This window comes from Rhodococcus sp. MPR-R1B, assembly GCF_058793255.1.
This window is the reverse complement of sequence record NZ_JBXAFO010000007.1, coordinates 110121-126357: the sequence shown is the minus strand read 5'-3', so window position 1 is coordinate 126357 and position 16237 is coordinate 110121. Positions and strand designations below refer to the sequence as shown.

General features: G+C 64.9%; 8 protein-coding genes. 4 read left to right on the top strand and 4 right to left on the bottom strand.

From position 1 onward, the window contains the following. Nucleotides 1-21 precede the first annotated feature (21 nt). Together pks13 and AC1Q61_RS12385 are read left to right on the top strand one after the other, a co-directional pair. On the top strand, nt 22-4965 hold the full coding sequence (pks13, locus tag AC1Q61_RS12390; RefSeq protein ID WP_215515569.1) for a polyketide synthase Pks13: 4944 nt from the start codon (nt 22-24) through the stop codon (nt 4963-4965). After that, a complete protein-coding gene (locus AC1Q61_RS12385) occupies nt 4962-6503 on the top strand; it encodes an acyl-CoA carboxylase subunit beta (protein WP_003943957.1) in 1542 nt (513 codons plus the stop codon). Before pks13 ends, AC1Q61_RS12385 begins: the two co-directional genes overlap by 4 nt. On the opposite strand, the gene AC1Q61_RS12380 is transcribed toward AC1Q61_RS12385, so the two are convergent. Next, a complete protein-coding gene (locus AC1Q61_RS12380) occupies nt 6500-7411 on the bottom strand; it encodes a LysR family transcriptional regulator (protein WP_007731813.1) in 912 nt (303 codons plus the stop codon). The genes AC1Q61_RS12385 and AC1Q61_RS12380 overlap by 4 nt on opposite strands. A 73-nt stretch (nt 7412-7484) precedes the next feature. Here AC1Q61_RS12380 and AC1Q61_RS12375 point away from each other — a divergent pair, with 73 nt between their 5' ends. Continuing rightward, the gene (locus AC1Q61_RS12375) at nt 7485-8435 is read left to right on the top strand and encodes a DMT family transporter (RefSeq protein ID WP_058227044.1); all 951 of its coding nucleotides are present in this window, start codon (nt 7485-7487) and stop codon (nt 8433-8435) included. Here AC1Q61_RS12375 and AC1Q61_RS12370 read toward each other — a convergent pair. The 3 genes from AC1Q61_RS12370 to AC1Q61_RS12360 form a co-directional block, all read right to left on the bottom strand. After that, nucleotides 8432-11734, bottom strand: a complete 3303-nt coding sequence (locus AC1Q61_RS12370; protein WP_030535817.1) for an arabinosyltransferase domain-containing protein — start codon at nt 11732-11734, stop codon at nt 8432-8434. The genes AC1Q61_RS12375 and AC1Q61_RS12370 overlap by 4 nt on opposite strands. A gap of 73 nt (nt 11735-11807) precedes the next feature. Next, nucleotides 11808-15062, bottom strand: a complete 3255-nt coding sequence (locus tag AC1Q61_RS12365; RefSeq protein WP_215515615.1) for an arabinosyltransferase domain-containing protein — start codon at nt 15060-15062, stop codon at nt 11808-11810. An 82-nt stretch (nt 15063-15144) separates the two neighbouring features. Beyond that, a complete protein-coding gene (locus AC1Q61_RS12360; protein WP_003943854.1) occupies nt 15145-15414 on the bottom strand; it encodes a helix-turn-helix domain-containing protein in 270 nt (89 codons plus the stop codon). A gap of 49 nt (nt 15415-15463) precedes the next feature. Here AC1Q61_RS12360 and map point away from each other — a divergent pair, with 49 nt between their 5' ends. Continuing rightward, nucleotides 15464-16228 (top strand): type I methionyl aminopeptidase, encoded by a 765-nt coding sequence (map, locus tag AC1Q61_RS12355; protein ID WP_029537381.1) that lies wholly within the window; start codon nt 15464-15466, stop codon nt 16226-16228. Nucleotides 16229-16237 lie beyond the last annotated feature (9 nt).

The following is a 16237-nucleotide window of genomic DNA, read 5'->3' as shown; positions in this document are numbered from 1 at the left end:
GATCGGTGGCTTGGTGAGTTGATGGTTGAACAAGATGGTGCGCAGAGCAAAGACGTTGTGAGCGAAATGAGTGTCGCGCAGCTGCGTGAGTGGCTTCGCAATTGGATCGCCAACGCGACCGGTCAGCCGGCGGGGTCGATCACGGACGATCGCCCGATGGAAGAGTTCGGGCTCGCCTCGCGGGACGCAGTTGCTCTGAGCGGAGACATCGAGGATCTGCTCGGCGTCACGCTGACCGCCACGGTTGCCTATCAACACCCCACCATCGCTTCGCTGGCTACTCGGATCATCGAAGGTGAGCCCGAGGCGCCGGAGGAGACCGTCGACGCCTCGTATTACGTCTCAGGCGGCACGACGGACGCTCACGACATCGCCATCGTCGGACTGTCCACACGATTCCCCGGTGCCGGGCACACGCCTTCGGACATGTGGGAAATGCTGGCGGACGGACGCGACGGCATCAGCGACCTCCCCGAGGACCGCTGGGCCGAGTTCATGTCGGATCCCGCCATCAAGGCCGCGGTCGAGAACGCGAACACCAAGGGCGGGTACCTCGACGACGTCAAGGGCTTCGACGCCGAGTTCTTCGCGATGTCTCCGCTCGAGGTCGTCAACGTCGATCCGCAGCAGCGCCTCGCACTCGAACTCGCGTGGGAAGCACTCGAGCACGCTCGCATTCCGGCCAGTGGGCTCAAGGGCAAGCAGGTCGGTGTTTTCATCGGCAGTTCCGCCAACGACTACCAGTTGCTCGCGGTCAGTGATCCGACGACGGCGCATCCGTACGCGTTGACCGGAACGTCGACGGCGATCGTCGCGAACCGGGTCTCGTACTTCTTCGACTTCCGTGGACCGTCCATCGCTCTGGACACCGCGTGTTCGTCTTCGCTGGTTGCCGTTCACGAGGCTGTGCGCTCGCTGCGCAGCGGTGACTCCAACATCGCGCTGGCCGGTGGCGTCAACATGCTGCTGGCCCCTCCCGGAACCCTCGGTTTCGATCAGACCGGGATGCTCGCTCCCGACGGAAAACTGCGTGCCTTCTCCGCTCAGGCTCAGGGCATCGTTCGCAGTGAGGGCGGCGGACTCGTCGTGCTCAAGCGTCTCGAAGACGCCGAGCGTGACGGAGATTCCATCCTCGCGGTGATCGCCGGATCCGCGGTCAACCAGGACGGCCGTTCCAACGGTCTGCTCGCACCCAATCCCGATGCCCAGGCCGACGTGTTGCGTTTCGCGTACCGCGACGCCGGAATCTTGCCGACCACCGTCGACTACATCGAGGCGCACGGAACGGGTACCGATCTCGGTGATCCCATCGAGGCCGACGCGCTCAGTCGTGTCGTCGGTCGTGGTCGTGACGAAGACAAGCCGGCACTGCTCGGTAGCGCGAAGACCAACTTCGGGCACCTGGAAGCAGCTGCAGGTGCCGCCGGCCTGATCAAGGTCGTTTTGGCGATGCAGGAAAACAAGATTCCCGCGACGATCAACTACCTGGGCCCGAACCCGCACATCGACTTCGAGAAGTCGCACCTGCAGGTGACGCCCGAGGCCACCGACTGGCCGCGCTACACCGGCAAGGCTGTCGCCGGTGTCTCCGGTTTCGGTTTCGGTGGAACCAACGCGCACGTCGTGGTCAAGGAGTACGTGCCTGCCGACGCAGTAGTCGATGAACCGGTTGTGGATGCCCCGGTGGTCGACGAACCGGCAGCAGAGAACGAGAGCACCGTTGTGCTGGCCGTTTCCGGTGCGCTGCCGTCGCGTCGTCGCCGCGCAGCCGCTGACCTGGCCGACTGGCTCGAAACCGAGGAGGGAAGCAAGACGCCCCTCGCCGACGTCGCCCGCACACTCGCGCGTCGCAACCACGGACGCTCGCGCGCCGCTGTTCTGGCGAAGACGCGCTCCGAGGCCATCAGCTCGCTGCGCGCCGTCGCCGCAGGCAAGCCTGCTCAAGGAGTCTTCTCGGCCGACTCTCCGTCGCCCAAGGGCGCGGTGTGGGTGTTCTCGGGCTTCGGCTCGCAGCACCGCAAGATGGCCAAGCAGCTCTACACGGAGAACTCGGCCTTCAAGGCGGCCGTCGACGAGGTCGACGCGCTGATCCAGGACGAGGCCGGTTACTCGATGGTCGAGATGTTCCTCGACGATTCGATCGAGTACAACGTCGAGACCGCCCAGGTGGGAATCTTCACCATCCAGGTCGGTCTGGCCGCGTTGCTGCGTCACCACGGCGCCGAGGCCGAAGCCGTGGTTCCGCACTCGATGGGTGAGGCCGCTGCCGCGTACGTTTCCGGCGGTCTGAACCTGGAAGACGCTGTCCGCGTGATCTGTTCACGTTCACGGCTGATGGGTGAGGCCGAGGGCGCACTTGTCGGTGACGACATCCGTCTGATGGCTCTGCTCGAGTACAGCGCATCCGAGATCGAGGCGCTGCTGCCCACGTACCCCAAGCTCGAGGTCTGTGTTTACGCAGCTCCGACGCACACGGTGATCGGTGGACCACAGCCGGACATCGAGGCGATCGTCGCGGCCGCCGAGGCCGACGGCAAGATGGCGCGTGTCCTGCAGACCAAGGGTGCCAGCCATACTTCGCAGGTCGATCCGCTGCTCGGTGAGCTTGCCGCCGAGTTGGCCGGTATCGAGCCGACCACGTTGAAGCTCGGCGTCTACTCGTCCGTCGACAAGGACACCTTCTACCGCCCCGGTCACGAGCCGATCCATCAAGAGGCGTACTGGGTCAAGGGTCTTCGCCACAGCGTGTACTTCACCAACGCGGTACGCGGTGCAGTTGCCCACGGCCACACCACTTTTGTCGAGCTTGCACCCAATCCGGTGACGCTGATGTCGGTGGCGGCTACCGCGTTCGATTCGGGCCTGCACGACATGGAGCTCATCCAGACGCTCAAGCGTAAGGAAGACGAGTCCGCGGGTGTTCTTGCCGCTCTCGCGCAGCTGTACGTGCACGGCCATGCCGTGAACCTCGAGTCTCTGCTTCCCGCAGGCGATTTCGCTTCGGTTCCGCGTACCGCATTCCTGCGTAAGCCGTATTGGCTCGACATTCGCGTCAGTGCCGGCGGTTCGGCTCGCGTACCCGGTTCGCACGTCGCTCTGCCCGACGGCCGCCACGTGTGGGAGGTCGACGCATCCGCCGTCACCGATCTGGCTGTGCTGGTGAGCGCTGCTGCCGGACAGGTGCTTTCGGATGTCTCTCTGACCGCTGCTGTTCCGCACGGTGAGCTGGCCGGCGCTGCGACCCTGACCACGACACTCAATCCGCATCCGGGTGGAGCGTCGGTGCAGGTGCACGCTCGTGAGGGTGCTACGTTCCGTCTGCTCTTCGACGCCGTCGTCACGTCCGGTGAGCCGCTGCCCGAGCTGGTCGTCAGCGCGCCGGTCAAGACCAGTGCGCCGATGGAATCCTTGGCCGAGGTCGTCGAAGACGCCGGAGACAAGTGGGATCCGAACGGTTCGCAGAGCCTCGACGACCGCCTCAAGATCGTGGTTGCCGAGTCGATGGGGTACTCGCCGGAGGATCTGCCGGCCGAGGTTCCGCTCATCGAACTGGGTCTCGACTCGCTCATGGCGATGCGTATCAAGAACCGCGTCGAGTACGAGTTCGACATTCCGCAGCTCCAGCTCCAGGCAGTCAAGGATGCGAGCCTCAACGAGGTCAACAAGTACCTGCGCTACGCGATCGACAATCGCGAAGAGGTTCAGGCGATGGCCGACAAGCAGGCCGCGGAGAAGTTGGCGGCCGACGCTGCTGACGAGGACGTTGCTCCCGCAGAGGTGGCAGTGGAACTACCTACCACTGCTCCGGTTGCTGCTGCGCCTTCCGATCCTTCTCGAGCCGGAACTGCCGACGACGCAGGCTCGGACGTTCCGCCGCGAGATGCGGCCGAGCGCTTGACGTTTGCGACGTGGGCGGTTGTCACCGGGAAGTCGGCCAAGGGCATCTTCAACGATCTGCCGATCGTCGGTGGCGAGGTCGCCGAGAAGCTTGCTGCTCGGCTTTCCGAGCGTGCCGGCGGCGAGATCACTCTCGACGACGTTCTCGACTCCACCACCATCGAAGAGCTTGCGGACGTCGTTCGCCAGTACCTCGAGGACGACGGCAAGATCGACGGACTCGTACGTACTCTGCGTGCCCGTCCCGAAGGTTCCACTGCCGTACCGGTATTCGTCTTCCATGCTGCCGGTGGTTCGACGGTGACGTACGAGCCTCTGCTCAAGCGCCTGCCCGCCGGCACGCCGATGTACGGGTTCGAGCGGGTCGAGGGCTCGATCGAAACCCGCGCTGCTGCTTACGTTCCGCTGCTGCGTGAGATCCAGGGCGACGGGCCGTACGTGCTGTGTGGCTGGTCGTTCGGTGGCGTGATGTCGTATGCGGTCGCGAAGTTGCTGCGCGAGCAGGGCGCCGACGTGCGTGTGGTCGGGCTGCTCGACACCGTCATGGCCGGCGAGGTCGTGCCGGACACCGAGGCGGAACGACGCAAGCGTTGGGAGCGCTACGGCAAGTTCGCCAAGCGCACCTACAACCTGGATGTGCCGCTGCCGCTTGACGTTCTGGCTTCCACCGAAGCCGACGAGGATCAGATCCAGATCTTGATGGACATGATCAAGATGAGCGGCGCCAAGATTCCCGGCGGCATCATCGAGCATCAGCGGACGTCGTGGTTGGACAATCGCGCCATCCAGACGGCCGAGTTCAGCAGTTACGACGGCGACGTCGTGCTCTACATGGCTGACAAGTACCACGACGAGCTGATGACGCTCGAGCCTGCATTCAAGACCCGCAAGGCGGATGGTGGCTGGGGTGACTACGTGAAGAACCTCGAGGTCGTCTACATCGGCGGGGACCACCTGCAGATCGTCGACGAGCCGTACATCGCGAAGGTTGCGGCAGACCTCACCACCAAGCTGGCCCAGATCGAGACAGCTCAGACCAAAGCAGCGGAAACCGGAGTTCAGAAGTGACGACAACCACCGCGGAGAAGCTCGCTGAACTCCGCGAAAAGTTGGAGAAGGCAAAGGAACCCGGCTCGGCTCGGGCCATTGCCAAGCGCGATGCAGCAGGGCACAGCACGCCGCGCCAGCGCATCGACATGTTGCTCGACCCCGGTAGCTTCATCGAGATCGGTGCCCTGGTGAAGATGGCGGGCGAGGGCAACCCGTACAGCGACGGCGTCATGACCGGTCACGGAACCGTCGACGGGCGTCCGGTAGCCGTGTTCGCGCACGATCAGACGGTGTTCGGCGGTGCCGCCGGAGAGATGTTCGGCCGTAAGGTCGCAGCTGTCAACGATTTTGCGCTGAAGGTGGGCTGCCCGGTCGTCGGTATCAACGATTCCGGTGGAGCTCGCATCCAGGACGCCGTTTCCTCGTTGGCCTGGTACGCCAACATGGGTTCACGTCAGGAGCCTTTGTCCGGCCTGTGCCCGCAGATCTCGGTCATCCTCGGTAAATGCGCCGGCGGTGCCGTGTACGCCCCGATCAACACGGACGTCGTGGTCGCGACCGAAGAGTCGTACATGTTCGTCACCGGACCCGACGTCATCAAGTCGGTCACCGGCGAAGAGGTCAGCCTCGAGGACTTGGGTGGAGCCCGCAAGCAGGCGGAGTACGGAAACATCCATCACGTCGCTCCCGACGAGAAGGCTGCCTTCGACTGGGTGCGTGAGTACCTGAGCTTCATGCCGTCGTCGTGCCAGGAGAAGGCGCCGCTGATCAACCCGGGCCTCGAACCCGAGATCACCGAGTCGGATCTCGAACTCAATGCGTTCATGCCGGATGCCGACAACGCCGGCTACGACATGCACGACATCATTCTGCGGATCTTCGACGACGGCACTTTCCACGAAATCGGAGCCCAGGTCGCGCACAACGTGATCACCGGATTCTCCCGCGTCGACGGCCTGCCCGTCGGTGTCGTGGCCAACCAGCCCACGTACCTCAGTGGCGCCCTCGACGCGGACAGCTCCGACAAGGCCGCCCACTTCGTGCGTCTGTGCGACGCTTTCAACATCCCGCTCGTCTTCGTCGTCGACACACCGGGCTTCCTTCCCGGCGTCGATCAGGAAAAGGTCGGCGTCATCAAGCGCGGCGGGCGTTTCCTGTTCTCGTACATCGAAGCCACTGTGCCGAAGGTGACTGTGGTGGTTCGTAAGGCGTACGGCGGCGGTTATGCCGTCATGGGCTGCAAGCAGCTCGGTGCCGACATCAACCTCGCGTGGCCGACCGCTCGTATCGCCGTGATGGGCGCCGAGGGTGCCGTCAACATCATGGGGCGGCGTCAGCTCGCCGAGGCCGGTGAGAATGCACCCGCGGTGCGTGCTCAGCTGATCAACTTCTACAACGAGTTCGTCGCGACGCCGTACATCGCGGCCGAGCGCGGATACATCGACGCGGTGATCGAGCCTTCGCAGACGCGTCTCGAGATCCGTAAGGCTCTGAAGTTGCTCGCGGACAAGACGATCTTCAAGAACCCGCGCAAGCACAACTTGATGCCGCTCTAGTTCTTTTTGTCACCGAGGGCGTCGAACTGGCGGCGTAGCGCTTCTATCGCCGCCAGGACGGCCGGCCTTTCGCTGTCTGTCCGCCAGGCGAGGTAGATGTCTCGGCCGAGCGGCGGAACCGTGTCGAGCATTCGAACACCTTCCGGCGGTACAACTCTCGCCAGACGTGGAATCAATGCGACGGCGAGGCCCTGAGCGACGAATTCGACCTGGGTGGGAAACTCGGCGACCTCGTACTCGATTCGTGGGTCGAACCCCTGCGCGCGCAGGGTCCGGACGGTGAAGGTGTGAAAGTCCGTTCCCCGTGTCCACGTCGCCCAGGCATGCTCGGACAGCTCGCTGAGCGCGACGACCTTGTTCTCCGCCAGCGGATGTGACGCCGGGAGAGCGAGCAGCGCCACGTCGTCGTACACGGGTGTGAAGGAAAGTCCGTCGGGAAGTTCGACGGGCAGAGTGCTCCAACTGTCGACCACCACGACGTCGAGGTCGCGGCGAATCAGTGCGGGGAGCAGTTCTTCGGATTCGCCTTCGTTGAAGGTGATTTCGAGCTGCGGGTGCGCATGCCTGATTTCGGCGATGGCTCGCGGCAGCACCGTCCTGCTGGGGGAGACCAGGGCGCCGATACGTACGCGGCCCGTCACCTCGCTCTGCAGCGACGCGATTTCCGCCTCGGCCTGAGCGAGCGTCGAGAGAACCTCTGCGGTTCGGCGCGCGAGGATTCGGCCCGCTTCTGTGAGTCGCACACCGCGGCCCTGCGGTTCGAGGAGCGGAACACCGACCTCGCGCTCGAGTTTGTTCAACTGCTGCGAAATCCCGGACGGTGTGACATGCAAGGTGCGGGCGGCAGCCGCCACTGATCCGTTCTCGGCGACGGCGTGCAGGGCGCGAAGTCTTTCGAGATTCAACACAGTAGTAATGCTACCGAATATACGGTCTGAACATTTGCTTGTGCTGAATAGTTAGCGGCAGGAACATTGTCGAGTGACCACACTGACCTCCGCGACCGCGCAGACACCGACACCCACCCGAACTCCTCGGGGGCGCATCGACCCTCGATTGCTCGTCGTCGGAGGCGCAGCTGCGATCTCGATCAGTTCGCTCCTCATCAAGCTGGCCGATGTGGGGCCCTCGACCGCCGTCTTCTTCCGTTGCTTCCTGGCCTTGCCGCCGCTGTTGTGGTTGGCGTGGCGGGAGTACCGCCGGGTGGGCAAGCCGAGCCGGCGGGCAGTCGTTCTGCAGGTGCTCGGCGGTCTGCTGCTCGGGCTGGATTTCGCGTTGTGGTCGCAGTCGATTCTGATGATCGGCGCGGGGATGGCGAGCGTCGTTGTGAACGTGCAGGTGGTCGTGGTGCCCGCACTGTCCTGGTTGGTGTTCGGCCATCGGGTGCCGATGCGGTTCGTCTTCGCCCTGCCGTTCATGTTCACGGGAATCGCCTTGGCGGGCGGCGTGTTCGGGGGTGGGGGAACCGGCGACGACTTGCTGTGGGGAACGGCGCTCTCGCTCGTCTCCGGAATCGCCTACGGCGGCTACATCTTCGTGGTCGGCCGGACGGGCGAGGCGGATCGGGCAGCGAGCCAGGTGTTGATCTCGACGACGTCCGCGGGCATCGCCGGGTCCGTCATCGGATCACTGTGGGGCCGGATCGATTTCGTCCCGGGCTGGGAAGCCTTCGGCTGGCTCGCGGCACTGGCGCTGGTCGGCCAGGTGTTCGGCTGGATGCTGATGGGGCACTCGCTCCCTCGGCTTCCCGCCGAGGTGGGCGCGACGCTCCTGCTCATGCAACCGGTACTTGCCGTACTGCTGGCGGTTGTGCTGCTCGGCGAACGGCCCGGTATCGGGCAACTACTCGGGTGCGTCGTCGTTGTCGGAGCGGTCTCTGCCGTCTCCGTGCGTCGCACCCGAGCAGTCACCCGAGTAGGTAGCGCAGGCTAATGCACCCGCATCTCGCCGGGCATCCACATGCCCGAGCGGGTTGCGGTGCCCGTCTCCACCTCTGCCGGAACCGCATTGGGGAAGTACCGGTCGTAGCGCTCGAGTGATCCCCAGTCCCGCGCCCAGTCGTCCTTCAGGTACGTCGGAACCGTCGTCGCACCGGCAAGAACCTCGGTGAATCCGAGCGGGCCACCGTTGTCCGCGGACTGCCAGGTGTCGGTGGAACTGACCGCAAGAGGACGGTCCGGGAGGATGCGGAAGTTCGGCATCTCGGCCACGCCGTTCTGATGTGTGAACGGACGTTGGCACGGGAACTGAAGGCCGACAGCCCAGTCCAGAAGCACCGGCTGCTCGTTGCCGATGTACGAGTTCAGGGACTCGAGCTTGGGCACGCGCGGCGGCGTGAATGCCATCCACTGATCGCCTGTGAGGTTGGGATCGAACGCGACCACCCGAACGGCGTCGGCGTCCGGCGCGAGTTCGTCGATCGGGATACGGACATTGCGCCACGACGGCGCGGGTCCGATGTCTCGCGGCATGTACGAACCCTGAACCTGCACGGTTCCGTCGGGCTGAGTCTTGCCGTACTCGACCAACAGTGACTGGCCGTACGTGATCGCACCCGTGTTGTCGACGGACCACACACGCCCGGCGACGGACATGACCACCAGCGGTGATTCTTCACTGCGAGTGGGCAATCCGTACCAACTCGAGATGAGGGAAGCAGGTTCCTGCACGCCGGGCTGGTAGCTGCCCATGACCGGTGTCTTCGACGGATCGAGGCCGAAGGGGAGCTTGGCCGTGCTGCCGTTGACGCCGACGTTGCCGGTGCCGCCGCTGGTTCCGGCACCGGAACCGGTGGCGAAGGTGGGACCGACACTCTGGCTGTCGGTATTGCCCATGCCCTGCTTGACTTCGATGTAATCCGCAGTCAGATCGCTGGGAACCCCATTGGGGGAGAAGCCCTTCGAATCAACTCCGGACAACGGATCCTCGGCGTTGAATCCGGGAGCGGTCAGAGGCCGCAGATTCCCGGAATTGACGTCGGTCTCGACCAGAACGTCCTCGGCCATGCCGCAGGTCTTGCCCGCGAGTGCCTCGATGTTGCTTCGGCCCAGCGAGTACGCCGGGTACTGCGACACTGCGCCCTTGAGTAGCGAGAGCACCTCGAACAGGACCATCAGACCGGCAATCACGGTGAGGGGAGCGGCCGCGAATTTGCGAATTCGTCTGCCCTTGGCCGTGTTCGGCTTCTCGGGCGGGGCTGCGAATCCCTCACGCAGGTACTGCCAGGCGGCAAACGCCAAGGCGAGAGCAAAGAGCGCGAGGAACAGGGTGTTGGATTCACGGCCGTCGTAGGAGATGGTCTTGTCGAACCACGGCACGCCGTAACTCGAGACGTACCAATAGCCGTTGATGCCGGCGAACGTCAACGCGAGCATCAGGAGCAGTCCGGCCACGAACACCGATCGGTTACGACGCGAGCGCAGGGCGGACGCGGACACGGCCACGGCGGTCAGCGCGGCGAGAGAACCGGCGATACCCGCGTACGCACCGAAGTGGTGAGTCCACTTGGTGGGGTTGAACATCATCAGGAACATCGTGCCGAAGACGACGCCGACCAGGCGCCACGACGGACCGGTTGCCGCGCCGGGGACGCGGCCGCGGCGCAACAACACGAAGAGCGTCGTGAAGAGGCACAGGATCATCGTCAAGAACGCGAAGCGTCGGGCAACCGAGCCGTCGACTGTCTGGACGAAGAGGTAGTAGTAGCGCAGGAAGTCCTGGTACCACTCGAGATTGGGGCCGATGATCGTTCGGACGCGCGTGGCTTCCATGACACCGGCAAAGGTCTGGTCGGCGAAGATGACCACCAGCACGATGGTTCCGGCAGCGGCGATCGGAGCGAGAAGCGGCAGTGTGCCGACCAGTCGGTGACGTTTGACGACGATGCGTACCAACGGGCGCACACCGGCGAGAAGGGCTGCGATACACATCAATCCGGTGGGTGCGGCGGCAAGAGTGAAGGCGCCGATCAAGATTGCCGTGGCCGCGGGCAGCAGACGTCCGGTGGCGATGGCGCGCTCGATGGAGCACCAGGTGAGCAGTGCGCCGAGAGCCACGATGGGCTCGGGACGAAGACCGTTGTTGTACGCCAGCCAGAAGGACAGGAACACCAGACCGCCGGTCCAGAGGGCGACGTTGCTCCGGCGAACCGCCCGGCCGAGACGCGGGACGACCTCGCGGCTGATGACCATCCAGCACAGGATTCCGGCGAGCAGAGCGGGCAGACGCATGAACGGGCTCGCGGTCGAGATCTTCGCCATCACGGCCAGCACTTCGTAATACCAACCGAACGGGGCCTCGGGAACGCCGAACCAACGGAAGTAGTTGGCCATGTATCCCGCGTCCGGTGAGACTCGGGCCATGGTGAGGAGGTAACCGTCGTCGGCGGTGTTCGCGCCGATGAAGTGCCACACGACGAGCGTGCCGACCACCACTCCGTCGATACCGGAGAACTTCCACCAGCGTGCGGGCAGGAAGCGTCGGTGCTTGCGGCCGTCGGTGCCGTCGAGGCGAGCCAGGGCGACCAGCGCGACGATGGTCGAGAGGACGGCCACGATCATCGCGACCAGCTTCAAGACGCTGGGGCTCGAGGAGAAACGTGAGTCGATCGTCATCGAGAAGCCGAGGCCCTCGGGGGCAGCGCCGTCGGGCAGGTCGCTGAAGACGCCGACCACCTGCGGGCGGAAGTCACCGTCGAGCTGGCCACGAATCGGGTTGCCGTCGGGATAGGTCAGTCCGACGAACTCTGCCGTGGTTCGGTTGACGTCAGAGCTGAACGCGATGGCGCCACAGCGACTGGACTCGACGTCCTCGCGTGCCGCCGAAGCGACGACGACGTTGCGATCGAGCACGTCGACGCTGGTAGCGGACACGCGGACGAACATCGACGAGAGCGCGGCGCCGTCGCCCTGAGCAGGTGCCGTCGACAGCAAGATGCCGCCGCCCTCGGGCAGCGAGCTGACCGCGGTGCAGGGGATCGACGCGTTGACGTCGATGGGAACCTGCGCCATCAGCGGTGCCTCGACGTCGCCGATCACGCCGTTCTGCGGCCAGTTGACCGAAGCCGTCGTCTGCACGACGGGAAGCAGCGGAGTTGCCAGTGCGAGCACGAAGCCGAGCAAGCCGGCGATGATCGCGACCCATCGCGTGCGATGGAAACGCTCGCGGGCATCCTGACCAGCAGGAGGCGGCGAACTCGAAGTCTGAGGTGAAGCTGTCACGGCGTCGGGCACGGCTACCGATGGTATGTCAGGGCTGAGCGTGGACCTACCGTGCCCAGGTGGTTGGTAGGTCCACGCGTAACAGTTACGACTGGTAACGAATCGGGCCCGGTGTCCAGGTGCCCGATCGGGTCTCTGTGGTGACGTTCATTTGCGCGGGAACCGCGTCCGAATCGAGCGGTGTGTACTGCTCGAGCGATCCCCAGTCACGATCCCAGTCGTTGTCCAGATAGGTCGGCAATGCCCTGGCCGAGAGCAGTTCGGTAGTCCAGCCGAGCGGTCCGCCGCCGTAGTGGTCCTGCCAGGCGTTGGTGGACTCCGCGCCGATGCGGTCGGGCAGGATGCGCCAGTCGGGGATCTCGGCGACGCCGTACAGGTGATCCACCGGACGTTGGCACGGGAAGGCCAGACCGACAGCCCAGTCCATCAGCACGGGATCGGTGGATCCGACGACGTCCTGCAGCGTGCGCATGGTCGGCACTCGTGGCGGTGTGACCGCCAGCCACTGGTCGGCGCTGATGTCGGTGTCACTGGCCACCAGACGCACGGTGTCGGCGTCTGCGGGCAGCTGATCCATCGGAACGCGCAGGTTGCGCCACGACGGCGACGGGCCGATGTCGATCGGATCGACACGTCCCAGTGCGTCGACGCTCCCGTCGGCCTGCTTCTTGCCGTACTCGACCTGCAGCACTGCGCCGGGGGTGACGATGCCGTCGGAGTTGACGTAGCGGATGCGTCCGGCGGCCGCGACGGTCAGGAGCGGTGCGGCGTCGTTGCGCTCGGGGAGTGAATACCAACCGGTGGTCAGTGACGCGTTCTGAGGTGCTCCGTAACTACCGAGCACCGGGGTTTTTGCGGGGTCGAGCCCGAACGGGAGCGCGACGTTGCTGCCGTTGACGCCGGCCGTCGACTGCGAGCCACCGGCGGTGCCGGATTCGGTTCCCGGCGTGGTGGTGCCGGACTGCGAGGTCGAGGTGTCGAGGCTGTTTGCACTGCCTGCCGTCGAGTCTTCTGCGTCGGCCGTGAGGTCGCCTGCAACCCCGTCCGGCGAGAACCCGGTTGATTCGCTCGCACCGAATGCACCTGCGCCGGCGAGATCGGTGGGCCGATCCGTCAATTGCAGAACGCCGGCGTTCGGATCGGACTCGACGAGTACCTCACCCGCGAGACCGCAGCTTCCGCCGAAGACGGATTCGATGTTGGACTTGCCGATCGAATACGCGGGGTACTGCGCGACCGCGCCCTTGAGCAGGGACAGCACCTCGAACAGCACGACCGCTCCGGCCGCGATGGTCAACGGTGACGGGGCGAGAAGGCGGAGTCGCCTGGTCTTCTTGACGCTGTCCTCCGTGCCGTTTCGCCGGCGCGGCTCCATGACGTGGTACCACGCGGCCAGCAGCAGTGCGAGAATCGTGAGGCCGAGGAAGGCCGTCGAGAATCCCTTGCCGGCGATTGACGGCGGCTTGTCCCACCACGGGACGCCGTAACTCGAGACGTACCACCAGCCGTTGGAGCTCGTGAACGCCACAGCGAGGATGAACAGGATGCCCGCGGCGAACAGCGCGCGGTTTCGTTTGGAACGCATGCTCGACGCACTCACACCGACGGCAGCGAGGACGGCCACCGTGGCGGCCAGACCGGCGTACACACCGAAGTGGTGAGTCCACTTGGTGGGGGTGAACTGCATCAGGAGCAGTGACGCGAACACGATGCCGAGGATTCGGCGCGAGGGCCCGATAGCGGTGCCGGGGATCCGGCCCTTGCGCAGGATCATCATGACGCAGAAGACGAGTCCGACGATCATGACGAACATGCCGAAGCGGCGTGCGAGTGAGCCGTCGGGGGAGATGGTCATCAGTGCGTCCCAACGCAACCGTTCCTCGAACCACGGAACGTTCGGCCCGACGGCCGTTCGCACTCTGGTCGATTCGAGAACTGTCGCGAGGGTTTGATCTGCGAAGACCGCGACGAGCACCACGGTTCCGGCGGCGAGAATCGGCATGATCTGGGACAGGAAGCCGACGCGTTTGCCGCGGGCGATCAGGATCTGCAGGATCGGCCTGGCTCCGGCGATCAGCGCGCCGATGGCGATCAGCCCGGAAGGCCCGGCGGCCAGCGAGAATGCGGCGATCAGCACGGCCATCGCGGCGGGCAACAGACGTCCGGTGGCGATGGCGCGTTCGATGGAGCACCACGTGAGCAGGGCGCCGAGGGCGATGATGGGCTCGGGACGCAGGCCGTTGTTGTACGGCAACCAGAAGGCCAGGAACACGAGCCCGCCCGTCCAGATGGCAACCTTGTTGCGGCGCACCGCAACACCGAGTCGCGGTATCACCTCGCGGCTGATGACCATCCAGCACAGAATGCCGGCGATCAACGCGGGCAGGCGCATCCACATGCTCGCGGTGCTGACCTTCGCGAACAGCGCCAGCACGTCGTAGTACCAACCGAACGGCGCTTCGGGGACGCCGAACCAACGGAAGTAATTGGCCATGTACCCGGAGTGCTCCGAGACCCGGGCCATGCCGAGCAGGTAACCGTCGTCGGAAGTGTTGGCGCCGAACACATGCCACAGCGCCAGCGTGCCGATAACTAGGGCGTCGATGCCGGTGAACTTCCACCATCGCGCCGGCAGGAACCGCCGCGCACGACGGCCGTCGACGCCGTCGATCCGGTGCAGTGCGTACAGCGAGACGATGGTCGAGAGTGCCGCGACGATCATCGCGAACAGTTTGAGAAGTGTGGGGCTGGACGAGAACCGGGAGTCGACGTCCATGTGGGCGGACAGTCCGGCGGGCGCTGCGCCCTGCAGGTCGGTGAAGATGCCGACCACCTGTGGGCGGTAGTCACCGGTCAGGGTGGTGCCGACGCCGTCGATTCCGGTGACCGCCGCGACGGTCTGCTCGGAGTTGGTCGTGATGGTGATCGCCGTGCACCCGCTCAGTTGATCGAGCGGGGTCGAGATCAGCACCGAATCACGGGTGAGTGCTTCGAGGCGGTCGGCAGTGGTGCGGACGGTGAGGCCGCGGGCGTTTCGGTCCGGCGCACCGTTCGGCATGGTCGAGAGCAGTGTGCCGCCGCTGCCGCCCAACTGGCCGAGGGTGGAACAGGGGATGCTGATGTCGAGCGATGTGGGCGAGTAGGAGATCAGCGGCGACGAGACGCTGTTGACGGTCCCACCCTGCGGCCAGTCGATGCTCGCGGCTTCCTGCTTGACGGGCAGGAAGGGCGTCGCGAGTGCAAGAAGCAGGCCCAGAAGGCCGGTGACTATCGCGATGAGTCGTGCCGTCCGGACTCGCTGGGAATCCGATTCTCGGGGAGCTTCGGGGCCAGTGGGCACGGGTTTCGGGGGCACTACTACTTCAGACGGCACAAGGAACGATGTTAGGCGAGTGCGGGCCCGCACATCCTGAGAGAACTACTCAGGATGCAACTTCCTGTTCGGATTGTGGTGTTTCAAGTGTTCGGGCGATGGTGTCGAGTGAAATACCCAACACTTCCGCGACCGCGCTGATGGTGAAGAAGGCAGGTGTCGCGATGCGGCCGGTTTCGATCTTGCGCAGAGTTTCGACCGAGATGCCGGCGTCGAGCGCTACCTGAACCATGCTTCGGTCCCCCCGCGCCGATCGCAGGAGTTCACCCAGTCGTAGTCCTCGTTCGAGTTCTTCCGCCGTCAGCGGCACGCGCACCATGTGCTTATAGTAATACCGGTATAGTTATTCGACAAGGAAGGTGTTCGAGATGGTCGAAATCAAGACCGCAGGGGAAATCGACGCGATGGCGGCGGCGGGGAGAATCACCGCGCAGGCGCTGGCTGCGGCGCGTGAGGCGGCGAGCGTCGGAGTGACGTTGCTCGAATTGGACGCCGTTGCCGCGGAGGTCATTTCGGCTGCCGGCGCCTCGGCGCTGTTCTTGAATTATCGGCCGGCGACGGCGCCGATACCCTTTCCCGGTGTGGCCTGTATCAGCGTGAACGATGCTGTGGTGCACGGTATCCCGAATGGGTACCGACTCCGTGACGGTGACCTGATCAGTATCGACTGCGGTGCGAGACTCGACGGCTGGTGCGGCGACTCCGCCATCAGCTTCACCGTCGGACAGGGAAGTAGTGAGGATCAGGCACTGATCGACGCGACCGATGAGGCACTAGCCCGTGGCATTGCCGCCGCCCAGCCCGGAAACCGATTGGGCGACATCGGTGCCGCGATCGGACAGTACGCGCGCGGCCTCGGATACGGAATGCTCGCCGATCACGGTGGGCACGGCATCGGCCGCGAGATGCACGAAGGCCCGGACGTGCCCAACGAAGGCCGAGCAGGCAAAGGCTTCCGGCTACGGCCCGGCCTGGTCATCGCCATCGAACCGATGCTCATCGCCGACGGAACCGACGACTACCGGCACGACGCCGACGGGTGGACCCTTCGCACCGTTTCGGGCGCCCGGGCTGCGCACAGTGAGCACACGGTCGCGATCACCGAAGACGGTCCGGTGATCATGACCCGCTGATCAACCCGC